Genomic DNA, 24,537 nt, shown 5'->3' with positions numbered 1-24,537 from the left:
CGACGGGGGTCGAACAAGCCCGGTCAATCAACGCCAACACCCACCCAGGCAAACACCCAGGCGAGCCATATTGGCATCGACTACTTGGCACACTGTTGAGTTCTCAAGGAACAGACGCGCATCCTTCAGGGGCTCTCGACCCGTTCGGAGGCAACCGTTCTAACTTAGCGGTTCGGTCCCACCTCGTCAAACCGCCTGTTCGGCGCCTTGTTTCGGTGCGATCCCCACACGCTGTCCGCAACCGCGTCAGGCGGTCGAGGCATGCTCGACTGCCGCTGAGGCTTTGGGGGGCGTCGCTCCGGGGGACCAGCCACCGAGTGCGATCTCGGTGTCCGTTCCTCCCTGCCGGGCGACGATGAGAACATTACGCAGACGTCGTCGGCATCGCCAAATCCGTGGCGCGTGACGGCCGTCACGGCGCTGGCGGCCACTCGCCGGGGGTCTCCTGCCGAGCCACGCGAGGGTTCGGCGGGCCCACTCGAGGGCAGAGCGCCGGGTCCACCCGAGGGCAGAGCGCCGGGTCCACCCGAGGGCAGAGCGCGGGGTCCACCCGAGGGCAGAGCGCGGGGTCCACCCGAGGGCAGAGCGCCGGGCCCACACGTGGGACGAGCACCGGGCCCGCTCGAGGGCCGCGCGACGGACCGCTCGAGGGCCGCGTGCCGGGAGCCGGGAGCCGGGAGCCGGGAGTTCGACGTTGCCGAACACCGGACGGGCTCCGCGGACGACCCGAGCGACGGGCGTTGCTGGCGTCGAGCGCGCCTCGCGCAGTCGCCGTCGTCCCGCATCAGGCGGCGACCGCTCTGCCGGGTGTGGGTCAGTACAGCGCGTTGGCCATCGCGCGGCGGGCCTGCACGACGCGGGGGTCGTCGCCGCCGACGACCTCGAACAGGTCGACGAGGCGGACGCGGACGCGTTCGCGGTCGGCGCCGAACGTCACGCGGAGGAGGTCGACGAGGCGGGCGAACGCGTCGTCGACCTTGCCGCCCAGCACGTCGAGATCCGCGACGGCGAGCTGCGCGTCGACGTCGCGCGCGTCTGCGGCCGCCGCGGAGCGCGCTGCCTGGAGATCGGCGTCCTGCGTGCGCTCGAGCAGGCCGACCTGTGCCAGCCCGGCGCGGGCGAGCGCGTCCCGCGGATTCTCCTTCAGGGCCTGCTCGTACGCGGCCGCGGCGGCGGCGTAGTCGCCGAGCTCGATCGCGTCGTAGGCCGCCTGGTGCAGCGGCGGGAGCTCCGGCTCGGGCTCCGCGTCGGGCGGCGGCGCGTCATTGCCTGCCGCGGCGCGGCCCGTGATGCCGTTCGCCTCCGCGGCGGCGAGCACCTGGTCGAGCACCTGCCGGATCTGGTCCGCCGGCAAGGCGCCCTGGAACAGCGGGAGCGGCTGCCCGGCCAGCACCGCGACGACCGTCGGGACGGACTGCGCCTGGAACGCGCGCGCGATGGCCGGGTTGGCCTCGGCGTCGATCCGCGCCAGCTGCCAGCGCCCGCCGTCCTGCTGCGCGAGCGTGCCGAGGTCGCCAGCCAGGCCGACGCTCGCCTCGCTCCACGACGCCCACAGGACCACGACGACGGGGTGCTGCGTGGTGCTCTGGACCAGGTCGGCGAACGACGCCTCGTCGATGTCGACCACGTACGGGCCCGGCTTCGGCAGGCCACCCGGGGTGCCGGGGGGCGGAGTAGCCGGGCGCGCGAGCGCAGACAGGTCGACGGCGCCGCGCGCGTCGAGGCGCGGCCGGGGACCGGTCGGCTGGGACATCGTTCTTCCTTCCGTTGCTACCGAGGTCAGTGTGCGGTTGCGGCCGTGACCTCGTCCTCCGCGGCCAGCACCTGGATCTTGTCGCCCGATGCCGCTGACGGCACGAACATGACGAGGACGCCGGTGAACGTGCGGACGAAGCTCTTGCTCGCGCTCTTCTTGCCGGTCAGCGCGACGTAGTACGGGTCGGTGATCGGGATCGTCCCACCCTTGCCGGACAGCGTCTCGGTCGAGACGGTCGTCAGACCGCCCACGACGATCGCGCCGCCGTCGGCGGTGCCGAGCGTGACCAGCGGCCCACCCGGGACGGTGTACGCCTCGTGGGCGCTGCCGGCCGACTTGACCGCTGCGGCCGTCTGCGCGCGTGCCTGCTCGACCGCCGCGCGGAACTCGTCGGGTTCGAAGTTGTCGGCGTACGCCGAGGCGTTGCCCTTGGCGAGCACGTCCGCGTACTGCTGCAGCGCCTGCTGCGGCGTGACGACGAGGCCCGTCGCGTCGGGCGCCAGGACCGGGCTGCCGATGTCCGGCGCCGCCGTCGCGGGCATCTTCACGCCCGGCAGCATGCGGCCCCAGCCCCACAGGCGGTACGGGTCGCGAGGCGACGCCTGCTCGAGCGCGAGGATGCGCGGCGCCTGCAGGTCCGCCGGCTGCTCCGTGACGACGAGCTGCGTGCGTGGCCAGCCGTCGGTCTGCGGGACCACGAGCGCCTGCGAGGACGTCGGCAGCGCCGTCGGCTTCTTCGCGTTCTTCGTCGCCTTGGCGCGCACGTACTCGGACGTCCGGAGCGTCAGCGCGGGTCCGGCCACGCGCGGCGGCAGGAGCTTCGCGTCGAGCGCCGCGTCGGCCTTGTCGAGCACCGAGCCGAGGTCCGTCAGGATCGCCCCCGACTGCGTCACGGAGGTCGCGGCCGGGGGCACGGCCGGTGCAGCGTCGGGCTTCGGCGTCGGCAGGGCGCTGCCGCAGGCGGCGAGCAGGACGGCGACGAGCGCGGCGGTCGCGGTCGCCCGGAGGGTGCGTCGGCGGTTCATCGGTCGTTCCTCCCCTCGCCGTCGGTCGCGTCGTCCCGGTCGACCGGCGGCAGACCCCAGGCCCGACGCCATGCGTCGGCGCGCGAGCCGCCGGTGTCCGGCTCGTCGCCCGTGTCGCCGGCGCCGCGCTGCGGGCCGGGCGGCGGCAGCACGGGGCTGGCCGGCGGACCGGCGTCGGGGCCGGTGTGGGTGCCGAGCCATCGCGGGTGGTGGGTCGCGCTCGCCGGCCCCGTTGCGGGGGTCGCCTGCGGTCCGGTCGCGGGCGACGCCTGGCCCGCGTCCGGCGGGACCGGGAGCCACGTGGGGCGCGCGTGGTGCGGCGGCTCCACGGGCCCGGTGGCCGCGGTCGGCGCGTCAGCGGGGGCCGGGGTGGTCGGTGCGTCCGCGCCGTTCGACCGCGCGCCGGGGACCGAGGTCGTACGCCCGGTGGCGCCGGCCGGGGCAGGCGAGGTCGCGCCCCGCATCGGGCTCGGCGCTGCGCCAGCCGGGGCAGGCGAGGTCGCGCCCGGTGTCGGGGTCGGCGCTGCGCCGGCGGGAGCGGGCGGCGTGGTGCCCGGTGTCCGGGGCGTCGCCGGGCCACCGGCGGTTCCGGCCGCAGCCGCTCGGCCCCCGGCCGCCTGGACGGGCGGCTGGACGGCCGTGGGTGCCTCGTGCGCGCCGACCGGTCGCGGCGCGACGGCCGGCGTCGCGCCGGTGGCGGCGCCTGCGGCGCGGAGCGCGCGGCGGCTGGTCGGGATCGGCCCGGTCGCCGGGGCGCTCGTTCCCGCTCCGTCGTCCTGGCCGACGGGGGCCGCGGTCGACGGGTCGCCCGGGCGGGCGGTCACCGCCGCCGGGGACGCCGTCGACGCGGGCGCGCCAGGACGGTTCGAGCTCGGGGCGCTCGTCGGCTGCGTCGACTCCCCCGCGTCGGCGCGGGGCGTCGCCGGGACCGGTGTCGTCTCCGGCGAGCCCACCACAGGTGTCGCACCCGTGCGCGGGCGCGCTGCCCGGGCCTGCGCGGCCTCGCGCAGCTGGCGTCGCGTCAGGACCGCCGTCGGCTCGCCCTCGACGGCGGGGATCGCGCCCGTGGTGACGGGCGTCCAGTCGGCGTCGGGGCCGCGGCGCCGGCGTCGCACGTCCCAGAGGAACATCGCCACGGCCCCGAGGACGAGGACGAGCCCGATGACGACGAGCGGCCAGAGCCACGGCGTCGTGACGACCCGCGGCCAGGAGATCGAGAGCGTAGGCGCGGCCGCGCCGGTCGACACGGCGATGAGGCTCCACCGGCCGGGCTGCGCCTGCCACGTGAGCGAGGCCGAGCCGTTCCCGGCCGACTCCTGGACCCACATGTCGGACCCGGTCGGGTCGGCCGCGGCCGCGGAGGTCGCCGCGCCGCCCGCCGAGGCCGCCGCCGTACCCGTGGGCGACGGCGTGGGGCTCGGCTTGGCGGTGGCACCGGCGGTCGGCGCGGGGGTCGGCTTCGCGGAGGCGGTCGCGGTGGCGAGGTCGTGCCAGCTCGAGAGGCCCGTGACCCGCGCGTGCGGGTCGCTACCGATCCAGCCCGTCACGTCCGTGTCGCGGCCCACCGCGAGGACGACGTGCGCGCCGTCGGGAACGGTGATGCGGACGGTCGCGGGGTCGCCCCCCATCTCGAGGACGCCGGGGTCGGTCACGTACGTGTGGGCACTGCCGGACGCGGTCGCGACCAGCACGTCGTCGGCTCGCCAGAGGGTCGCCGAGGCGACGCCCAGGCCGACGAGCACCAGTCCCACCACGCCGACGGCAGCGGTGATGACGCGTTTCAGCACACGGGATCCTCTCGGGACGAGAACCCCCAGGATAGGCAAACCAGCACGTCGGGCCGAACGCAGACCGGGCGCAGGTGACGAACCCGGCGCGTTCCAGGGCAATCGTCCCGCTGGGGAAGCCGGTCTGTCCGCGTATCCTGGCGGGCGGGCTCCCGCCCGTGACGCGCACCTCGACCGAGGTCGCGAGGCGGGGCTCGTCACGCCCCCGTGGAGCACCGCGGCCGCCTGGAGGAACACCGTGCCCGAAGCCCGACCTGTCTTTCCCGTCGTCAACTTCCGCGGCTACGAGCGGGAGGCGGTCGACGGCCGGATCGCGGAGCTCGAACGGTCGCTCGCGGACGCCCGCGCGCAGGTGGAGTCGGTCGACTCGCGGCTGATGCAGACGTCCGCCGAGCTCTCCGAGGCGCACCGTCAGCTGCGCGAGGCCGAGCGGCCCACGTACTCCGGGCTGGGCTCGCGGATCGAGCAGCTGCTCCGGTCCGCCGAGGAGCAGTCGTCGGACGTCGTGACGCAGGCCAACGCCCAGGCGGCCGACTCCCTCGCACGCGCCAAGCTCGCCTCCGGCCAGCTGCGCGCGCGGGCCGAGAACGAGGTCGCCGAGCTGCTCGCGACCGCGCGCCGCGAGGCCGAGGAGGTCCGGACGACCGCCGCGTCCGAGGCTGAGAGCACCCTGACCGCCGCGCAGCGCCGCGCGGAGGAGCTCGTCAGCTCGGCCGAGCGCGAGGCCGCGCGCATCCAGAGCGCCATCACCACCGAGGAGAACGAGCGCCGCACGTCGCTCGAGCGCGAGCTGGGCACGCTCCGCGCCTCCACCGAGCACGAGGCCACGCAGCTGCGCGTCGCCACCGAGCGCACCGCCTCCGAGCTGCGGTCGCGCACCGAGGCGGAGACGGCGGCGCAGCGCGAGTCGGCCGAGCGCTACGCGCAGGACCTGCGCCAGAGCGCCGACGCCGACACCACCGAGCTGCGGCAGCGCGTCGAGGCGGAGCTCGCCGCGGCGCGTGCGGAGGTCGACCGCTACGTCGCGGAGCAGCGCTCGACCACGGCCGCCGAGGTCGAGGCGCTGCGCGCCGACGCCGCCGCCGAGGCGACCGCGCTGCGCACCGCCGCCCAGGAGTACGCCGACGGCGTCCGGGCCGCGGCCGAGCGGGACGCCGCGGCGCTGCAGCAGCGGGTCGCGGCCGAGGTCGCCGCGCTGCGCACCGAGGCCGACCAGTACTCGGCGTTCGTCCGGGCGAGCGCCGACCGGGAGACCGGCGAGCAGCGCGCGCAGACCGTGGACGAGCTGACCGCGCAGCGCACCGAGGCCGAGCAGGCCGTCGCCGCGCTGCGCGCGGAGGCCGAGCAGTTCGCCGCGGCGCTCCGCGCGACCGCCGAGCGCGAGACGGGTGCGCTGCGCGAGCGGACCGCGCACGAGACGACGCAGCTGCGCGAGGTCACCGACCGCGAGACCGGCGAGCAGCGCAGCCTCGCGGCGCGCGAGACCGGCGAGCTGCGGTCCACCGCCGAGCGCGAGACGACCGAGCTGCGCGAGCGCACGCGCCTCGAGGTCGAGCGGCTGCTCACCGAGACGCGCCGGCAGGCCGCCGAGGTGCTCGGGAACGCGAAGGCGCAGGCCGACGAGCAGACGCGCGCGGCCGAGCAGCTGCTCGCGGACGCCGAGCTCTCGATCGCCTCGCGCCGCGAGGCCGCCGAGCGCGAGGACGCCGAGCGCCACGAGGCGGCGCGCGCCGAGACCGAGCGGCTCGTCCGCGACGCCGAGGCGCACGCCGCCGAGGCCGAGCAGCGCGTGGCGAACGCGCTCGCCCAGGCCGAGAAGGTCCGCGTCGACTCGGAGAACCACGCCCGCGAGCTGCTGGCGAACGCCCGCCGCAACGCCGACCGCGTGGTCGCCGAGGCGCGGGAGCACGCCGAGAAGCAGATCTCCGACGCGATGACCGAGTCCGAGCGCGAGCGCACGACGGCGACTCGCCAGGTCGAGGACCTCAACCGTCAGCGTGAGTCGATCACCGCGTACCTCGACGAGCTGCGCAACCTGCTCGGCGCCGAGCCCAACCGGGCGACGCTCGAGCGCGCGCAGCGGGCCGAGGCCGCGTTCGAGCAGGAGCAGGCGGCCCAGGCCGGGCAGTCGGCGAAGGCGACGCGGCCCGCGGCGCCCGCGAAGCCGGCCCGGACGTCGGCGCGCGGCGGGAAGGGGCGCCCTGCACCCGTCTCGGCGGCGGTGCCGGTCGTCGCGGAGGCAGCGGCGACGGAGACGCCGGCCGACGCCGAGCCCGCCGACCTCACCGAGCCCACGGCGCCCACGGCGGACGAGCAGGCGGCCGGCGAGCGCGCGGCCGACCAGGACGCCGGCGACACCTCGCCGGAGCGCCACGCGGACGCCCCGCAGGGCGACGCGGCCGAGGGCGACAGGAACGAGGCGGACCGGGCCGAGGACGCGCCCGCCGACGCCGCGCCCGCCACGCACTGACGGGCACCCGATGAGCGACGACGCCGCCCGCTGGCGCGAAGAGCGCCGAGCGGCCGCCGCCGCGCACGCCGACGCCCTGGCGCGACGGCAGCGCGCGGAGTCGGCGCAGGCGTCGGCGCTCATCGCCGCGTTCGTGGAGGAGGCGCGCGCGGCCGGCCCCCCACCGGTCGAGCTGCGCGCGCGGACCTACGACGGGCGGTCGCAGGTCCGGACCCGCGTGCGCGGCTGGTACCTGCGCCGGAACGAGACGGTCGGCATCGACACCGAGGGCCGGTTCTACGTGCTGAGCGCCCCCGGCGGGCTGCTCGCGCGGCTTCGACCCGCCGAGCTCGAGCCGTCGGACCCGCCGCTCGTGCTCGGGCTGGGCGGCAAGGACGGCGAGACGCTCGACCTCGCCGTCGCCCTCGACCGGCTGCGCGAACAGCGGCGCTGACCGGCTCGCGACCGGTCAGTCCATGCGCAGCACCACCGCGCCGCGCTTGCGACCGGTGTCCACGTAGCGGTGCGCCTCGACGACGTCGTCGAGGTCGTAGACCCGGTCCACCACCGGTCGGAGCGTGCCGGCCTCGGCCAGCTCGACGATCCGCGAGACCGTCGGGCCCGCAGGGCTCGGCGCGCCCTGGTAGGTGACGAGCCCGCGCAGCCGGCGCCCGTGCCACGCGGCGAGCAGCATGCCAGGCAGGTCGCTGACGACGAGCAGCAGCGCGCCGCCGCGGCGGAGCACGGGCGCGACCCGCGCGTACGGCGCGTTGCCGACGGCCTCCACCACCACGTCGTACTGCTCGTCCTCGCGCGCGAAGTCGGTGGTCGTGTGGTCGACCACCCGGTCGGCGCCGAGGCCCCGCACGAGCTCGGCGTTGCGGCCGCTCGTCACGCCCGTCACGTGCGCGCCGGCGGCGTGCGCGAGCTGGACCGCCATGGTGCCGACCGCGCCCGACGCGCCGTTGACGAGGACGCGGCTGCTCGCGTCGAGGTCGACACGGTCGAGGAACGCCAGCGCGGTGCTGGCCCCGAAGACGAGGCTCACGGCCTCCTCGGCGCTGAGCCCGCGCGGTGCGGGCGCGATGCCGGCGTCGACGTCGACGACGAGGTGCTGGATGTGGCAGCCCATCGCGAGCCCGCGCCAGACCAGCACCTCGTCACCGGTCGCGTACCGCGTGACGCCCGGGCCGACCGCCTCGACGACGCCCGCGGCCTCCGTGCCGAGGACGGTGTGCCGCGGCCGGCGCCAGCCGAGGAACTTCCCGGCGACCAGGCCGAGACCGCGAGGGACGTCGCGACTGCGCATGCGGTGGTCCGCGACCGTCACGGCCGTGGCGCGTACCCGGACCAGGACCTGGCCGGGCCCGGGCGACGGCCGCTCGAGCTCGACGACGTGGACGACCTCCGGAGGGCCGAAGCGGTCGACGACCGCGGCCCGGGTGGTCGTCGGGCGGTCCGCCCGGGTGGTCGTCGGGCGGTCCGCCCGGGTGGTCGTCAGCCGGTCCGCCCGGGTCGTCCCGGGTCGCTCCACGTCCGCGGCCGTCTGCTGGTCGGCTGGCCGCGTGGCGCGGTCTCCGTCATGGTTCGTCTGCATGCCCATCGCTCCCCCTTACGTTGTAAGTCTTACGTCGTAAGGTAGACCGCCGGTCGCTCCAGGTCCAGACCCGTCACGCGAGGTACCGTGACGACGACCGAGGAGGTGGGATGCCCGCACGGAAGTCCGCGACGAGAACCGCGACCCGCGCTCCGCTCACGCGCGACCGCGTGCTGCGCGCGGCGTGCGAGCTCGCGGACGAGGACGGGCTCGACGCGCTGACGATGCGGCGCCTCGCCGACGCGCTCGGCGTCGAGGCGATGTCGCTGTACCACCACGTTCCCAACAAGGACGCGATCCTCGACGGCCTCGTCGAGCTCGCGTTCGCGGAGTTCGCCGCGGAGGGCGCCCTGACGGCGACGCCCGCCACGACGCCCGAGACCTGGGAGCGGGACCTGCGCGCGCGGATCCTCGCCGCGCGTCGCGTGCTGCTGCGCCACCGGTGGGTGCCGCAGCTGGTCGAGACGCGCGCGGCGCTCGCGCCCGCGATGGTGCAGTACGTCGACGGCGTCGTCGGACTCATGCACGCGGGCGGGCTCTCCTACGACCTGATCCACCACGCGATGCACGCGCTCGGCTCGCGCGTGTACGGGTTCACGCAGGAGCTGGCACCCGACGACTCGAGCTCCGGTGCGGAGCTCGACCCCCGGCTCATGGCCCTGGTGCCGAACCTCGCGGCGATGCTCGCGGAGGTCGTGCACGACGACCCCGGCAGCACGCTCGGCTGGTGCGACGACCAGACGGAGTTCGAGTTCGGCCTCGACCTGCTGCTCGAGGGGCTCGAGCGCCGGCGCGCCGTGGAGGCGGGCGAGGGCTAGGCGCCCTGCTCCGCGCGCACGGCGAGCTCCTCGAGCGCGTCCGCCACGGTCTCCGGGTCCTCGACCGCCGAGAGGTGGCCCGCACGCGGCACCACCACGAGCAGCGCGGTCGCCGACGCGGCCACCATGTGCTCGGCCTGCGCGAGCGGCGTCAGCCCGTCCTCGTCCCCCACCACGACCGTGACGGGGACCGAGAGGTCCGCGACGACCCGCGTGCGGTCCGGCCGGGTCGCCATGGCGCGCTGCGACCACGCGACGCCGGCCGGCGGCTGCGCGCCGATCCAGGCCTCGACGCGGTCGGCGACCTCGGGCCGCGCCGCGAGCGTCGTCTCGCCCACGAGCGCCTTCACCATGGGTCGTACCGCGTCGACCGTCCCCGCCGACTCGACCTCCTGCGCGATCCGCAGCCGGTTAGCGGCCGCCTCCGGCGTGTCCGCGACCGACTTGGTGTCGACCAGCCCGAGGCCCGCCACCAGCTCGGGGTGCCGCTCGGCGAGCGCGAGCGCGACGTAGCCACCCATCGACAGCCCGACGACGACGGCGCGCTCGATCCAGGCGCCCGCGAGCGCGTCGGCGACCCGCAGCGCCGACGTGTCGAGGGACGGCGGCGGGAGCTGGTCGTCGTGGCCCGGCGTGCCCGGCAGGTCGATCGCGTGGATCGGCCGAGTCGCCGGCAGGGCGGCCGCGACGTCGTCCCACATGCGGTGGTCGAGCGGGAACGCGTGGAGCAGGACGACCGGCAGGCCGTCGCCACGGTGGTAGGTGTGCAGGCTCGTCATGCGCTCTCCTCCGACGCCGACGTGGCGGACGACCCGAGGTGGGCGACGGCCGCGTCCCCGGTGGTGCTCGGGCCGTCCCACGTGGTCGGCAGCGGCACGGGGAAGCCCGGGCGCACGTGCGCCACGATCTCGTCGAGCACCCGCCGGACCGACGACTCCCCCACCCACAGGTGCTTCGCACCCTCGACCGGGATCACTTCGGCCTGCGGGACGCGCGCGAACCGCTCGCGCGCCTCGTCCGGGCGCAGGTAGTCGTCGTGCTCGGGCACCAGGACGACGAGCGGCTTGCCGAACGCCGCCCACGCGTCGAGGTCGGCGTCGGTGGCGCGCTTGAGCGGCGGGCTCAGCAGGATCGCGCCCTCGATCGACGGGTCGCGTCCGTGCATCAAGGCGATCTCGGTGCCGAACGACCAGCCGACGAGCCAGCGCCGCGGCAGGTCGTGGAACTCGGCGAACTCGATGGCCGCGTGCACGTCGAACCGCTCCGACACGCCCGCGTCGAACTCCCCTTGGCTCGTGCCGCGCGGGCTCGACGTGCCACGCGTGTTGAACCGGAGCACCGCGAGGTCCGCGAGCGCGGGGAGCCGCCAGGCGGCCTTGCGGTAGATGTGCGAGTCCATGTACCCGCCGTGCGTCGGCAGCGGGTGCAGCGTGACGAGCGTCGCGGCCGGTGGGCGGCCCACGGGCCGCGCGAGCTCGCCCACGAGCGTCAGCCCGTCGGCGGTGTGCAGCTCGACGTCCTCGCGCGTCGCGGGCAGCACCGTGAGGGCGCGGATCGGGGTGGCGGTGGCTGGCGTGGTCATCACGTCGAGCGTAGGCGTCCGTCGGCGGCGGCGAGACGCGCGAGCCCCGTCGCGTGCTCGAGCAGGCCGGCGACCCCGTCGTCGGCGTTGGACGGCACGACGTGGTCGGCCGCCGCGAGCACCTCGGGGTGCGCGTTGCCGACGGCGAACGACGTCCCCGCCCACCCGAGCATCGGCAGGTCGTTGGGTGCGTCGCCGACCGCCCACACGTCGGCGGGGCTCAAGCCGCGCTCGGCGCACCACGTCGCGAGCGTCGCGGCCTTCGTCACGCCCGGGGCGGAGACCTCGCCGAGCGTCGCCTCGCCGGAGTCCGCGACGATCGCCCGGTCGCCGAGGATCCGCGCGAGCGCGCCGTGCAGCGGCTCGTCGAGCGTCGCCGTCGTGCGGACCAGCAGCTTGAGCGTGCTCGACGTCAGCACGTCCTCGATGCGGTCCGCGACCGGCGAGCCTGGCGGCACGGCGTGCCACGAGCGGTAGCCCGTCTCGATGGCGTAGCCCTCGCGGCGCTCGAGCGCGAAGTGCGCGTGCTCGCCCCACGCGGCGCGCACGTCGTGCACGAGCTGCCGCACGAGCGGGTCGGGCAGTCCGTGCTCCGCCAGGACCTCGAGCGTCGCGACGCGGACCAGCGCGGCGCCGTTGGCGCAGATCGCCAGCCCGTGGCCCGCGACGTGCGGCGCGAGCTCGGCCAGCCAGCGCGGCGGGCGCGCGGTGACGAAGACGACGGTGACGCCCGCGTCCTCCGCGGCGACCAGCGCGGCGGCGGTGCGCGCCGAGACCGCACCGTCGGGGTGCAGCAGCGTGCCGTCGAGGTCGGTCGCGACCAGGCGCGGCGCGCGGGTCGGCAGGCGGGGGGCGTGCGCAGGCGCAGGCGCAGTCGCGGGCGGCAGCGGGCTGGCGCCGGTGGTCGGGCTCGGGGTCGTCACGCGGCCACGCTAGCCGCGGCGCGTCGGGCCCCGGCGGCCCCGGGCGGCCCAGCAGGCGGAGTGCCAGTGCCGGCGGTCGTCGATCGCCTCGCCGAAGATCCCGTCGGAGCGCCACGCCACGACGTGCGCCGTGCCGGCCGGGACCAGCTGGTCGCAGCCCGGGCAGCGGTACTCCCGGTCGTTGCCGCGCACCTTCTGGACGACCCACTCGCCGTCGGGGGCCGTCTCGGCGCTCCGGCCGCCCGTCGCGCGCTCGAGGTCGAGCTCGACGTGCGCCGCGGCGTACGGGCGCTTCGACGAACGGCGACTGCTGGGCACGGGTCCATCCTCTCTCGCCCCGACGCGCGACGACCCGCCCCCGAGCAGGAGCGGGTCGTCGGTCGACCGGTCAGGCGGCCGTCGTCAGGCGATCGCGTCGGGCGCGGGGACCGCGCGCGTGCGGATGAGCTCGGCGAACCAGAGGCCCGAGTCCTTCACCGTGCGCTCGAGCGTGTCGTAGTCGACGCGCACGACGCCGAAGCGGCGGTCGAAGCCGTACGCCCACTCGAAGTTGTCGAGCAGCGACCAGACGAAGTAGCCGCGCACGTCGGCGCCGCGCTCGATCGCCTCGCCGACCGCGTCGACGTGGTCGTGGATGTACGCGAGCCGGTCGGCGTCGTGCACCCGGCCGTCCTCGCTGACCGTGTCGTAGAACGCCGCGCCGTTCTCCGTGATGGCGAGCGGCTGCGCCGGGTAGCGCTCGTTGAGCTCGAGGAGCAGGTCGACGAGACCCTGCGGCTCGATGTTCCACTCCATCGCCGTGTAGGGGCCGGGCTGCGCGACGAACTCGACGTCGTCGGCGCCCGTCCACGGCGTCTTCTCCGAGAGGCGGTGGCCGTCGGGCCCGGGCTCGCCGTGGCCGGTCAGCGGCGTGCCGCGGCGCACCTTGTTGGTGGCGTAGTAGTTCACGCCGAGCACCGTGAGCGGCACCTTGATGAGCTCGAGGTCGCCGTCCTCGACGAACGACCAGTCGGTGATCTTCGCGGTGTCGCCGAAGACCTCCTTCGGGTACTCCCCCTCGAGCATCGGGCGCAGGAACACCTCGTTGGCGATGGTGTCGATCTGGCGCTTGGCCTCGAGGTCCTCGGGGCTGTCCGTCGCGGCGCGGACGACGTGCAGGTTGAGCGTGACCGAGACCGGCGTCTCCTCGCCGAGCACCTCGCGGATCGCGCGCGCCGCGAGGCCGTGCGCGAGGTTGAGGTGGTGCACCGCGCGCAGCGCCTTGACGTCGTCGGTCACGCCCGGCGCGTGCACGCCCGAGCCGTAGCCGAGGAACGCCGAGCACCACGGCTCGTTGAGCGTCGTCCACAGCGAGACGCGGTCGCCGAGCACCTCGGCGAGCTTGCGCGCGTAGTCCGCGAACAGCAGCGCGGTCTCGCGGTTCGCCCAGCCGCCCTCGTCCTCGAGCGCCTGCGGGAGGTCCCAGTGGTAGAGCGTCGCGACGGGCTTGATGCCGGCGGCGATCAGGCGGTCGACGAGGTCCGAGTAGAAGTCGAGACCGGCCTGGTTGAACTCGCCCGAGCCGGTCGGCTGGACTCGCGGCCACGCGATCGAGAACCGGTAGGCCTGCAGGCCGAGGTCCTGCATGATCCGGACGTCCTCGCCGACGCGGTGGAAGTGGTCGACCGCGACGTCGCCCGTGTCGTCGTTCAGGATCTTGCCCGGCGTGTGCGAGAACGTGTCCCAGATGGACGGGAGGCGGCCGCCCTCGGCCACCGCGCCCTCGATCTGGTAGGAGGCCGTCGCCGAGCCCCAGAGGAAGTCGTCGCCGAACGTGCGCCCGGACGGTCGCGTGATGCTGGCCATGAAGGTCCTTCTCGAGATCGGGAAAGTCGAAACGATACGATACAGCGTCGGGTGGACGAGCCGCACGCCCGTCCACCCCGCCGTACCGGCCCCCGGCGACGCTACAGGTCGAGCGTCAGCTCGGCCTCCCCCGCTTCGGCCCGCGCCGACGGACCGCCGACGACCTCGACGCCCCAGCCGCCGCGCGCGCCCCGCGCCCGGGCGACGAGCCGTCGCCCGTCGCGCGTGACGACGAACTCCGCGGCCGCTCCCCCGTCCGGCGTAGGCACCGCCACGACGACCCGAGCGCCGTCGACGGGCTCGGCGACGCGGAGCGTGACGCCGTCGGCCCAGTCGTAGTCCGGGCGGTCCGTGCGCGCGCCCACCGCGAGCACCGAGCCGGGTCGCTGGTAGACGGGAACCGAGTCGAAACCGTGCACCTGGTGCACCCAGCGGGGGCCCGTCACCCGCGAGCCGTCGAGCAGCGACGTCCAGGTGCCCTCGGGCACGTAGACGTCGACGTCGCCGGCGGCCGAGAACACCGGCGCGACCAGCACGTCGGGCCCGAGCATGTACTGCGTGTCGACCGTCTGCGCGCCCGGGTCGGTGGGGAACTCGAGCACCATCGGTCGCATCACCGGCACGCCGGACTCGTGCGCCTCGGCGCCCGCGCGGGCCAGGTACGGCATGAGCGAGAGCTTGAGGTGCGTGAACCGGCGCGTGACGTCGACCGCCTCCTCGTCGAACGCCCACGGCACCCGGTAGCTGCTCGACCCGTGCAGCCGGCTGTGCGACGACAGCAGGCCGAAGGCGAGCCAGCGCTTGAACACCGCGGGGTCGGGCGTCCCCTCGAACCCGCCGATGTCGTGGCTCCAGTAGCCGAAGCCCGACGCCGCGAGCGAGAGCCCGCCGCGCAGCGACTCCGCCATCGAGACGAACGTCGACTCGCAGTCGCCGCCCCAGTGCACCGGGAACTGCTGGCCGCCCGCGGTGGCCGACCGTGCGAACAGCACGGCCTCGCCCTCGCCGCGCTCCTCGACCAGCAGGTCGAACACCGCCTTGTTGTAGAGGTGCGTGTAGTAGTTGTGCATCCGCTGCGGGTCGCTGCCGTCGTGCCAGACGACGTCGGTCGGGATGCGCTCGCCGAAGTCGGTCTTGAACGCGTCGACGCCCTGCCCGACGAGCTCGCGCAGGTGGCCGGTGAACCACCGGGTCGCGTCCGGGTTGGTGAAGTCGACGAGGCCCATGCCCGCCTGCCAGTCGTCCGTCTGCCACACCGAGCCGTCGGCGCGCCTGACGAGGAACCCCCGGTCACGGCCCTCGGCGAACAACCGCGAGCGCTGCGCGATGTACGGGTTGATCCAGACGCAGACCTTGAGGTCGCGCTCGTGCAGCTTCGCGAGCAGGCCCTCGGGGTCCGGGAACGTCGCCGGGTCCCAGACCAGGTCGGTCCAGTGGAACGCGCGCATCCAGAAGCAGTCGAAGTGGAACACCGACAGCGGGAGCCCGCGGTCGGCCATGCCGTCGACGAACGACAGCACGGTGTCCTCGTCGTACGACGTGGTGAACGACGTCGAGAGCCACAGGCCGTACGACCACGCCGGCACGCGCGCCGGCCGACCCGTCAGCGCCGTGAACCGGCGGAGCACGTCCTTGGGCGTCGGGCCCGCGATCACGTAGTACTGCAGCGCCTCGCCCTGGACCGAGAACTGTGCGCGCGAGACGACCTCGGTGCCGAGCTCGAACGAGACGCGCTCCGGGTGGTCGACGAAGACGCCGTAGCCGCGGTCCGACAGGTAGAACGGCACGTTCTTGTACGCCTGGTCGCTCGTGGTGCCGCCGTCGGCGTTCCACGTGTCGATGCTCTGGCCGTTCTTGACGAACGCGCCGAACCGCTCACCGAGGCCGAACAGGTGCTCGCGCACGCCCAGCGAGAGCTGCTCGTGCACGAACGGCCGGCCCTGCGCGTCGCGCACGACGCCGATGCTCCGCTCGGTCGAGCTCGTCAGCACGCGGCCGCCCGACTCGAAGTCGACCGACCACGCGCCCTGCGTCGCGACGCGGGCCGTGAGCCCGCCCGACCGGAACAGCGCGACCGGCTCGTCGTCGGTGGGCGGCACGACCTTGACGTCGGCGGCGTTCCGCTCGAGCTCGAAGTGCGGGCCGCGGTCGACGCCGCCCGCGTGGTGCTCGATCCGGACGCCGATCACGTCGTCCATCGGGCTCGTGAACGTCACGGTGACGACGGGTCGGTTGAGCGAGTCGCCGCGCGTGTGCTGCACGGTCGTGGCGGCGAACACCGCGAGGCGGTCCTCGCTCACGTCCACGTCCGTGACGTCACGCGGTCGGAGGATGTCGACGCCCGGCAGGTGGAGCCAGTAGCCGTCGGTGAACTTCATGTGTGTGCCTGTCCCCCGTTACTTGACGGACCCAGCGGTGACGCCGCGCGTCAGGGTCCGCTGGAAGATGAGGAAGAAGATCAGGGCCGGGAGGAGCGAGACGAGCGCGCCGGCGTTGGTGGTCGGCGCATCCATCATCCGGTCACCCTGGAGCGAGGCCAGCGCCACCGGGACCGTCTGCGTGTCGTTGGTCGTCAGCATGACCAGCGGGATGAAGAACTCGTTCCACGTCCAGATGAAGAAGAAGATCATCAGCACCACCATCGTCGGCCGGACGATCGGGAGCACGACGCGCCACAGGATGCGCCAGCGGCCGGCCCCGTCGAGCTGGGCCGCCTCGAGCAGCGCCGGCGGGAAGGTGCCGAGCACCGACGCCAGCAGGTAGGTGCCGAACGCCGACTGGATGACGGTGAAGATGATGATGACGGACCACTGCGAGTCCGACAGCCCCACCTTCTGCGCCATCGTGAACAGCGGGTAGATCAGCGCCTCCTGCGGCAGCATCGTCGCGAGCAGGAACAGGGTCACGACCCAGAGCCGGCCCCTGATCCGGCCGATGCCGATCGCGTAGGCGTTCAGCAGCGACAGCACCACCCCGGCGACCGAGACCACGGCCGAGATGAAGATCGAGTTGAGCAGCTTGACCGGGAAGTCGGTGCGGTCCCAGAAGTTCTTCAGGCCCTGCGTATAGACCTCCTGCGGCCACGACAGCGGCCCGTGCTGCGAGTAGTCGCTCGGCGACTTGAACGCGTTGAGCAGCATGATGACGAACGGCACGAGCATGACGAGCGCGACCACCGCCGCGCCGGCGAGGACGGCCCAGCGGGCCTTGCCGCGGCGGTGCCGCTCGTCCGGCCGGCTGGTGGGGCCGGGCGCGACCTCGGTGACGGCGGCCATCAGCGGACCCCTTCCTTGCGCTCGTACCGCGCCTGCGCCACGAGGATGATCCCGGCGACGACCACGATCACGAGCGTCAGCACGTTCGCGATGGCGGCGCCGTAGCCGACCTTCGACTTGTCGAAGAAGTTGAGGTACGAGTAGTAGCTCGGCACGAGCGTCGAGCTCTCCGGGCCGCCGCGCGTCAGCACGTAGATCGGGCCGAACACCTTGAGCGCCGCGACCGTGCAGGTGAGCACGACGACGAACGTCTCGGGCCGGATCTGCGGGATCGTGATGGCGCGGAACCGCCGCCACCAGCCGGCGCCGTCGAGCTCGGCCGCCTCGTACAGCTCCGGGTCGACCCGCTGCAGCGCCGACATGAACACGACGACCGGGTAGCCGATCTGCACCCAGACGAGCATGAGCATCACGCTCGCGAGCGCGGTCTTCGGCTCCCCCAGCCAGTTCGGCGGGTTCTCGACACCGAGCGAGCGCAGCAGCACGTTCACCGCGCCGGTCTGCGCGTTGAGGATCCAGTTCCACAGCACGCCGGCCACGACGACCGGCAGGATCTGCGGCAGGTAGTACGTGGCGCGCAGGAACGCGGCGGTGCGCGAGCCGAAGGTCTTGCCGAGGTAGTCGAACAGCACCGACGCGAGCAGCAGGCCGATCAGCGTCGGGATCACGACCATCGCGATGATCATGGCGATGGAGTTCCGGAACGACGTCCAGAACTGGGCGTCGTGCATCAGGTCGACGTAGTTCTGGAAGCCGACCCAGTGGTGCGGCGCCTCGCCGCCCTTCCACTTCTGGAAGCTGTAGACCACGTTCATGACGAACGGGATGCCGATCACGACGGCGAAGCCGATGGCGCCGGGCACGAGGTACGGCAGGTAGCCGAGCCGCGACGACCGGCGGCGCGGCCGGCGGGCGCTCGACGTGGTGGCGACAGCCGCGCCCGGGTGTGCGGCCGTGGCCGTCTCGATGCTCTCGATGCTCATGCGTCCAGTCCCTTCGAACCGACCCGAGGGGGCGCGTGGCGCGGCGACGACCCCGCGCCACGCGCCCGCACGGGTCACTCGCCGAGCAGGTCCTTCTTGCCCGACTCGTACGCGCTCTTCAGGCCGTCGAGCACCTGGTCGGGCGACTTCGACTGGTTGACGAGCGACTGGAGCTGGCTCACGAGCACGTCGTAGAAGCCCGCGACCGGCCAGTCGGGGTAATAGGCCAGGCCGTCCTGCTGGAGGATGTCCGCGAAGCCCTGCGTGAGCTCCTTGGTCTTCGGGTCCGTGATCGTCGACGTGTCACCCGCGACGGGCAGCCCGCCGGCCTGGCCGAGCACGTTCTGCACGTCGGGGCGCAGCGTGATGTCGATGAAGTCCTCGGCGAGGCTCTTGCTGTTCGCGTGGCTCGGGACGACCCAGAGGTTGCCCGACGAGCCCGGGTGCAGCGCGTTGCCGGGGAAGAGCTCCTGGCCCCAGTCGAACGTGATCTCGCTCTTCAGACGGCCGAACCACCACGAGCCCGAGACCATGATCGGCGCCTTGCCGGAGATGAAGGAGACGCCCATGTCCTCGGCCTTGAGGCCGGCGGCGTCCTTGCCGACGTAGCCCTTCTTGATCCACTCGTCGAGCTTGTCCGTCGCCTGCGTCATGGCGTCGCCGTGCCAGTCGACGTCGTTCTTGAAGAGCTGGTAGTCGTCGACGAGCTTGCGGTCGCCGTAGTGCAGCACGAGCTCGTACCAGAGCTGGCCGAGGGGGTACTCGGCGCCGGCGGTCGCGAGCGGCGTGATGCCCTTCGCCTTGAACGCGGCGAGCGCCTGCTCGAGCTGGTCGAACGTGGTGGGGACCGCGACGCCGTCCTTCGCGAACAGGTCCTTGTTCAGGTAGACGCCCACGTACTCGCCGTAGTTCGGCACGCCGTACCAGCTGCCCGAGCCCATCAGGCCGTCCTCGTCGTACCGGCCGGTGGTCGCGAGCGAGCCGGGGAGCTTGTCGTCCCACTTCTTGTCCGTGACGACCTTGTCGAGGTTCGTCAGGAGGCCCTGCGAGGCGAGCTGGCCCGCCGTCGCGTTGCCCTTGTTGTACTCCATGACGTCCGGCACGTCCTTGCCGGTGAGCACGATCTTGGCGTTCTTCTGGATCTGCTCGAACGTCTGGTGCTCGACCTTGACGGTGACGTCCGGGTGCTCGGTCTTGAAGATGTCGATGGCCTTGTTCCAGGCCTGACCCATCGCCGACTCGTCGGTCTCGTAGTGCCAGATCGTGAGCGTCTTGGTGTCGCTGTCGCCGCCCGAGCCGCTCCCGCCGCCGCTGCCGCAGGCGGTCAGGGCGAGCGGGGCCATCAGCGCCGCGGCGGCAGCGACCGCCCAGCGTCGGGTGCTTGTCCTCATCCGTGGTCTCCTCGTCGAGTGGATGGTCGAGCGCGATTGTCGCGGTCGATCGTCGAAGCGCTTCGATACGCTAGACCCGATGTCGCGCCGTGTCCAGACCGGGGATTCGCCCGCTTTACGCTCGGCTGCGGGGTGGCTATGGTCGAAGCGCTTCGCTGCAGGCCGGCGCCGATCTCGGCCGGACGCAGGACGGCCGGACGGCGCCGCGCGCCGGCCGCTAGGGTGAGCACCGCTCGACGAGGAGGGACGATGACGACGATCGACGACGTCGCACGCGCCGCAGGCGTGTCCGTGTCGACCGTGTCCTACGCCCTCTCGGGCAAGCGGCCGATCTCGGCGGCGACACGGGCGCGGATCGAACGCGCGGTGCGCGAGCTCGGCTACCGGCCGCACGCGGGCGCGCGGGCGCTCGCGTCGTCACGCACCAACGTGCTGGCCCTGATGGCGCCGCTCCGCGTCGACGTGAACGTCGGCGTCATCATGCAGTTCGTCACCGGCGTGGTCACCCGCGCCCGCGAGTTCCAGCACGACGTGCTGCTGCTGACGCAGGACGACCTGGCGGGCGTCGACCGCGTCGCCGCCGGCTCCATGGTCGACGCGCTGATCATGATGGACGTCGAGGCCGAGGACCCGCGCCTGCCCGTGCTGCGCGCGCAGCGGCAGCCGTCGGTGCTCATCGGACTGCCGCGCGACCCCGGCGGGCTCTCGTGCGTCGACCTCGACTTCGAGGCGGCGGCCCGCTCCGCGGTGGACCACCTCAGCCAGCTGGGACACCGGAGCATCGCGCTCGTCGGCTCGCCGCAGGCCGTGCTCGACCGGCACACCACCTACGCGCAGCGCATGGTGCGGGGCTTCGAGAGCGAGGCCCGCCGCGTCGGCGCGCAGGCCGTGTTCGAACCCTGCGAGTCCTCGCACGCCGGCGCGGTCGACGCCGTCGACCGCGTGCTCGACCGGCTGCCCGAGGTCACCGCGCTCGTCGTCCACAACGAGGTCGCGCTGCCCGCCGTCCTCGCGACGCTGCGCGAGCGCGGCCTGGACATACCGCGCGACATCTCCCTGGTCGCGGTGTGCCCGCAGGACGTCGCGACCGGTCAGCCGCAGCCGCTCACCGCGGTCGACATCCCTGCGCTGACCATCGGCGGCGTGGCCGTCGACATGGCGATGGCACGCCTCGAGCGCGACGAGCCGGCCGAGACCCGGCTGCTCGCGCCGGTCCTCACGCCGCGAGCCACCTCCGCGCCCGCTCGCGCCTGACGGGCTGTCGCGCCGACGCGGGGCCCAGTCCCGCTCGGCGCGGCGCCAGGCGGTCGCTCAGGCGACGCGCGCTCCCCCGCGGTAGACCGCCACCGGCCGGAGGTCGCCGTCCGTGACGAGCACGTCGGCCCGACGCCCCGCGACGAGCGCGCCGACGTCGTGGCGCCCGAGCACGGCGGCCGGCGTCGTCGACGCCGCGCGTACCGCGTCGGCCAGCGGGATCCCGGCGGCGACGACCTGGCGGACCACGTCGACCAGGTGCGCCACTCCCCCGGCGATCGCACCGTCGGGCCCCGACAGCCGTGCGACTCCGCCCGCGACGGTCACGGCCTTCGGCCCGAGCTGGTACTCGCCGTCGGGCATCCCCGCCGCCGCCATGGCGTCCGTGACCAGCGCGATCGCGTCCGCGCCCACCAGGTCGAACACCGAGCGCACGGTTCCGTCGGCCAGGTGGGTGCCGTCGGCCACGAGCTCGACGACCAGCTCGCCGCGCGCCGCGGCCGCCAGGCACGCCGCGATCGGGCCCGGGTCGCGGTGGTGCAGCGGGCGCATGCCGTTGAAGAGGTGCGTCGCCGTCAGGCGGCCCGACCGGGCGCCGCCGTCCGTGGCGAGCAGGTCGAAGCCGCGCGCGACGGCCGCGTCGACCTGCTCGGCGCTCGCGTCCGTGTGGCCGATCGACGGCACGGCGCCGGCGGAGACGAGCGCAGCGAGGACGTCGTCCGCGCCGGGTGCCTCCGCCACGACGCCCGGGACCTCGGGTGCGACCGTCATCGTGACGAGGTGCCCGCGCGCAGCCGCCGCGACGTCGCGGACGAGCGCAGGGTCACCGGCGAGCATGTCGTCCGGGTTCTGCGCGCCGCAGCGGGCGTGCGACAGGAACGGGCCCTCGAGGTGGATCCCGGCGAGCTCGCCGGCGCCCGCGAGCCCGGCGAGCAACGCCGTGCGCGCGAGCAGCTCGTCGCGCGGTGCGGTGACGAGCGACGCCACGAGGCTCGTCGTGCCGTGCCGCCGATGCTCCGCGATCGCCGTCGCCGCCTCGGTCGCGGTCGTCGCGTCGGGGAAGCTGCCGCCACCGCCGCCGTGGTTGTGCAGGTCGACGAGGCCGGGCAGCACGAGACCCGCGGCCGACCCGCTCGCGCGCACGGCCTCCGCCCAGCGCGCGGGAACGTCGCGCGCGGGGCCGACCCACGCGATCAGTCCGCCGTCGACGACGACCACGCCGTCGTCCACGACACCGGTCGGCGTCACGACCCTCCCGCGGACGGCGAACGGGGACGCGGGCTGGCCGGGCGAGTCGCTCACGGCGTCATCCTTCCGCATCGGCTGGGCCCGGCCTGCGGACGTCCGTCCCCTGACGGGATGGCCGGCCGACGCGTCACACGTAGTCGTGCCGGCGGAGCCACCGCATGGCGACCGCACCCCAGATCGGAGGCAGGTAGAACGTCACCAGCCGGTACACGATCGCGGTCGACACCGCGATCGCGCTCGGGACGCCGACGGCCTGCAGCCCCAGGGTGAAGCCGGCCTCTGCGACGCCCATCCCGCCCGGGACGGGCATGAGCCCCGAGAACAGGCTCACGGCCGTGTTGATGAGCACGAGCTGCGAGAAGTGCGCCTCCCCGCCGAGGGCGTTCAGACAGATGCCGAGGACACCGGCCTGGACCAGCTGCGCGCCGAGGTTGCCCCCGAGCATCGCGCCGAGCTTCGCGGGCCTGCGGAGCACGGCCAGCGCGGACCGCGCATCCCGGCCCTGGGCGACGACCGCGGCGCGCAGCTCCGGGATCCGCCGGGTGAGGCGACGGCGGATCCGGGGCACCAGGAGGCAGACCACGAGGGTCGCGACGAGCACGACGACGAGGACGAGCAGGAGCGACGTGCTCGAGTCGCCGGAGCTCGTCTCCTCGGAGCCGCCGGTCAGGCGGGACGTGAACCCGGGTAGCCCGCTCAGGGCGATCACGAGGATGAGCGACACCTGCACGACGAACCCGCTCACGCTGTCGATCACGCCGAACGTGATGGCCGTCGCCGCCGGGATCCCGAACTTCTGGAAGAACCGCACCTCGAGGGCCAGGCGGGCTGCGGACGCCGGGATCACGAGCGCGATGAACTGGATCGCGAACTGGAGCACGAGGACAGGGACGTAGCGCAGGCGCGCGGTCGTCGACCCGAGCGTCGATGCGGCGGAGAACGCCTGGATGACCGGGGAGAGCAGGAGAGCCACGAGGAGCCACTGCCACTGCGCCGCCCGGAGCGCGTCCGCGACGCTCGCGAGATCGGCGCCGGCCAGCGTGGTGACGACGACGTAGGCGATCAGGGCCCCGACGGCGAGGACACCGATCGACCGAGGGGTGACCCGCCGGAGCCGTTCCAGCTCCGGCGCCTCCACCCCGGCGGCGGCCACGGCGGTCTGCCGCAGCTCGTCGAGCGACCAGCTCTGCCCGCGCAGGTCGGCGCGCGTCCGGCGCCCGAGGGCGGCCGGCTGCAGGTAGGGCAGCACCTCCGCGAGCCCGTCCGGGCCGAGCGCGGCGACCGCCGCTCGGACGGACCGCTCCGGCCCGACCGCGAGCGCGGTCGTGACCAGGAGACGGCCACGGTCCATGGACCGGTCGCCGAGGCTCGCGGCCGACTCGGCGGCATCGAAGTCCATCAGCGCCGCCACCCCGTCGGTCCGCAGCACGAGGAGGTCGTCGTCGATCGCTCCGTGCGCGATCCCTGCGTCGCCGAGCGCGACCACGGCGCGCCAGAGCGCGGCGAGCATGCCGTCGTCGACGGCCTGGGGGCTCGCGCGCAGCTCGTCGAGGGACGCCGCCGGCGCGTGCGTGACCAGGAGCGCGTCGCCCTGCTCCGCGACGCCCACCGCGACGACGTCGAGGGTCGGTACACCGGCGTGCGCCGCGAGCAGCGTCAGGGCGGCCTCGTGCTCGACACGGGACCGGCGGCTGCCCCGGAAGCGCGCCCGCTCGCCGCGGACGGTGAGCGCCGCCCACAACGACCCGACCACCTGGCTGTCCCAGGCGTCGCGGCCGTACACCTTGACGAGGAGGTCGGTGCCGTCGACCGCGCGGGCGGCGAACAGCGTCTCGCCCGCCTCGCGGGCCGGCAGCGCGCGGACCTCCAGGGTCGGGACGCCCAGCTCGCGGAGCGCCTGCTCCACCTGCGCCACCGTGAGCCGCCCGGCGGGAGAGCCCAGCACGAGGTGGGTCACCGCCGCGGCCGCGATCCCCGTGGCGATCGCCCCGAGCGCGCCCAGGAAGTTCGTCGCCCCGAGTCCGATCGCCGCGACGGCACCGAGCCCGACGACGAAGCGTCCCGCGTACCTCCAGGGGCGAGCCAGGTGAGGCGAGACGGTGACGAGCATCGCCGTGAGCACGGCGACCCGGGTCGCGACGTAGACGACCGGCGGCCCGGAGGACACGAGTGCTGCCACGCTCGACGCGGCGTCGGTGCCGGCGAGGGCCCCCGCGCCCGTCGCACCAGCGAACGCCAGGACGGCGGCCACGGCCTGGTCGACGAGCAGGCGACGACGGCCCCGGCTGAGCGCGGCGAGCAGGACGACCACGACCGCGCACACGGCCAGCAACGCGTACGCGGCGTTCCACAGCCACCCGAACACGGGCTCGAGCCACGCGAGGAGCGTCGCGACGGCTGTGTCCACCCCCGTCGGACCGGGCGCCGCGAGGCCCAGCACGGCGAGGACGATGAGGGACGCGGCGAGGAGGAGGACATCGGTCGGACGGCGCGAACGCGGGGCGTCGGGGGCGGACGACCAGACGCGGACGAGCCTGCCCGCGCCGAGCGCGTTGGCCATGGAGCCTCCCGCCACCCCGACCGCCCCGGTCCGGCCTGGCCCGG

The 24,537-nt window shown here is 74.4% G+C and carries 19 protein-coding genes; 4 read left to right on the top strand and 15 right to left on the bottom strand.

Annotated elements, in window-relative coordinates:
- Positions 1-814 precede the first annotated feature (814 nt).
- From QRT04_RS12715 to QRT04_RS12705, 3 genes are read right to left on the bottom strand one after another with little or no spacing between them, the layout of a single operon-like run.
- Positions 815-1,753, bottom strand: coding sequence for a tetratricopeptide repeat protein (locus QRT04_RS12715; RefSeq protein ID WP_289455663.1), 939 nt, complete (start codon positions 1,751-1,753; stop codon positions 815-817).
- 26 nt (positions 1,754-1,779) lie between these two features.
- A complete protein-coding gene (locus tag QRT04_RS12710; RefSeq protein ID WP_289455662.1) occupies positions 1,780-2,781 on the bottom strand; it encodes a hypothetical protein in 1,002 nt (333 codons plus the stop codon).
- Positions 2,778-4,568 carry a hypothetical protein gene (locus QRT04_RS12705; RefSeq protein ID WP_289455661.1) on the bottom strand — a complete coding sequence of 597 codons (1,791 nt, stop codon included), beginning with the start codon at positions 4,566-4,568 and terminating at the stop codon, positions 2,778-2,780. Before QRT04_RS12705 ends, QRT04_RS12710 begins: the two co-directional genes overlap by 4 nt.
- A gap of 238 nt (positions 4,569-4,806) precedes the next feature.
- On the opposite strand from QRT04_RS12705, the gene QRT04_RS12700 reads away from it, so the two are divergent.
- Positions 4,807-7,038, top strand: coding sequence for a coiled-coil domain-containing protein (locus tag QRT04_RS12700; protein WP_289455660.1), 2,232 nt, complete (start codon positions 4,807-4,809; stop codon positions 7,036-7,038).
- Positions 7,039-7,048: 10 nt separating this feature from the next.
- Complete coding sequence (locus tag QRT04_RS12695; protein ID WP_289455659.1) at positions 7,049-7,471, top strand: hypothetical protein; 423 nt, start codon at positions 7,049-7,051, stop codon at positions 7,469-7,471.
- A gap of 15 nt (positions 7,472-7,486) precedes the next feature.
- Here the strand turns inward: QRT04_RS12695 and QRT04_RS12690 are convergent, their stop codons facing one another.
- Complete coding sequence (locus QRT04_RS12690; protein WP_289455658.1) at positions 7,487-8,614, bottom strand: NAD(P)-dependent alcohol dehydrogenase; 1,128 nt, start codon at positions 8,612-8,614, stop codon at positions 7,487-7,489.
- 110 nt (positions 8,615-8,724) lie between these two features.
- Between QRT04_RS12690 and QRT04_RS12685 the strand changes: the two genes are divergently transcribed.
- On the top strand, positions 8,725-9,432 hold the full coding sequence (locus tag QRT04_RS12685; RefSeq protein WP_289455656.1) for a TetR/AcrR family transcriptional regulator: 708 nt from the start codon (positions 8,725-8,727) through the stop codon (positions 9,430-9,432).
- Here the strand turns inward: QRT04_RS12685 and QRT04_RS12680 are convergent.
- The 9 genes from QRT04_RS12680 to QRT04_RS12640 all read right to left on the bottom strand — a co-directional run bounded on the left by QRT04_RS12680 (position 9,429) and on the right by QRT04_RS12640 (position 19,431).
- Positions 9,429-10,211 (bottom strand): alpha/beta fold hydrolase, encoded by a 783-nt coding sequence (locus QRT04_RS12680; RefSeq protein WP_289455654.1) that lies wholly within the window; start codon positions 10,209-10,211, stop codon positions 9,429-9,431. The genes QRT04_RS12685 and QRT04_RS12680 overlap by 4 nt on opposite strands.
- Positions 10,208-11,014 carry an alpha/beta hydrolase gene (locus QRT04_RS12675; protein ID WP_289455653.1) on the bottom strand — a complete coding sequence of 269 codons (807 nt, stop codon included), beginning with the start codon at positions 11,012-11,014 and terminating at the stop codon, positions 10,208-10,210. The genes QRT04_RS12680 and QRT04_RS12675 overlap by 4 nt, the downstream gene beginning before the upstream one ends.
- Entirely contained in the window at positions 11,014-11,937 is a 924-nt protein-coding gene (locus tag QRT04_RS12670; RefSeq protein WP_289455651.1) for an HAD family hydrolase, read from the bottom strand. Before QRT04_RS12670 ends, QRT04_RS12675 begins: the two co-directional genes overlap by 1 nt.
- A gap of 9 nt (positions 11,938-11,946) precedes the next feature.
- Positions 11,947-12,255 (bottom strand): hypothetical protein, encoded by a 309-nt coding sequence (locus tag QRT04_RS12665; protein ID WP_289455650.1) that lies wholly within the window; start codon positions 12,253-12,255, stop codon positions 11,947-11,949.
- An 84-nt stretch (positions 12,256-12,339) separates the two neighbouring features.
- On the bottom strand, positions 12,340-13,782 hold the full coding sequence (locus tag QRT04_RS12660; protein WP_289455649.1) for a GH1 family beta-glucosidase: 1,443 nt from the start codon (positions 13,780-13,782) through the stop codon (positions 12,340-12,342).
- A gap of 101 nt (positions 13,783-13,883) precedes the next feature.
- Positions 13,884-16,160: an alpha-xylosidase gene (gene yicI, locus QRT04_RS12655; RefSeq protein ID WP_289455648.1), complete on the bottom strand. Its 2,277-nt coding sequence runs from the start codon at positions 16,158-16,160 to the stop codon at positions 13,884-13,886.
- 18 nt (positions 16,161-16,178) lie between these two features.
- On the bottom strand, positions 16,179-17,057 hold the full coding sequence (locus tag QRT04_RS12650; RefSeq protein ID WP_289455647.1) for a carbohydrate ABC transporter permease: 879 nt from the start codon (positions 17,055-17,057) through the stop codon (positions 16,179-16,181).
- Complete coding sequence (locus tag QRT04_RS12645) at positions 17,057-18,040, bottom strand: carbohydrate ABC transporter permease (RefSeq protein WP_289455646.1); 984 nt, start codon at positions 18,038-18,040, stop codon at positions 17,057-17,059. Before QRT04_RS12645 ends, QRT04_RS12650 begins: the two co-directional genes overlap by 1 nt.
- Positions 18,041-18,114: 74 nt before the next feature.
- Complete coding sequence (locus QRT04_RS12640; RefSeq protein WP_289455645.1) at positions 18,115-19,431, bottom strand: ABC transporter substrate-binding protein; 1,317 nt, start codon at positions 19,429-19,431, stop codon at positions 18,115-18,117.
- A 249-nt stretch (positions 19,432-19,680) separates the two neighbouring features.
- On the opposite strand from QRT04_RS12640, the gene QRT04_RS12635 reads away from it, so the two are divergent.
- Positions 19,681-20,685 (top strand): LacI family DNA-binding transcriptional regulator, encoded by a 1,005-nt coding sequence (locus QRT04_RS12635; RefSeq protein WP_289455644.1) that lies wholly within the window; start codon positions 19,681-19,683, stop codon positions 20,683-20,685.
- 57 nt (positions 20,686-20,742) lie between these two features.
- Here QRT04_RS12635 and QRT04_RS12630 read toward each other — a convergent pair whose 3' ends face one another.
- Both QRT04_RS12630 and QRT04_RS12625 read right to left on the bottom strand, forming a co-directional pair.
- On the bottom strand, positions 20,743-22,005 hold the full coding sequence (locus QRT04_RS12630; RefSeq protein ID WP_289455643.1) for an N-acetylglucosamine-6-phosphate deacetylase: 1,263 nt from the start codon (positions 22,003-22,005) through the stop codon (positions 20,743-20,745).
- Between the two features lie 55 nt (positions 22,006-22,060).
- Positions 22,061-24,493, bottom strand: coding sequence for a lysylphosphatidylglycerol synthase transmembrane domain-containing protein (locus tag QRT04_RS12625; protein WP_289455641.1), 2,433 nt, complete (start codon positions 24,491-24,493; stop codon positions 22,061-22,063).
- Positions 24,494-24,537: the final 44 nt, after the last annotated feature.

The sequence above is a fragment of the Cellulomonas alba genome (assembly GCF_030362835.1).
Lineage (GTDB): Bacteria > Actinomycetota > Actinomycetes > Actinomycetales > Cellulomonadaceae > Cellulomonas > Cellulomonas alba.
The sequence above is the reverse complement of the archived record's forward strand: the minus strand, read 5'-3'. Positions and strand labels throughout refer to the sequence as shown.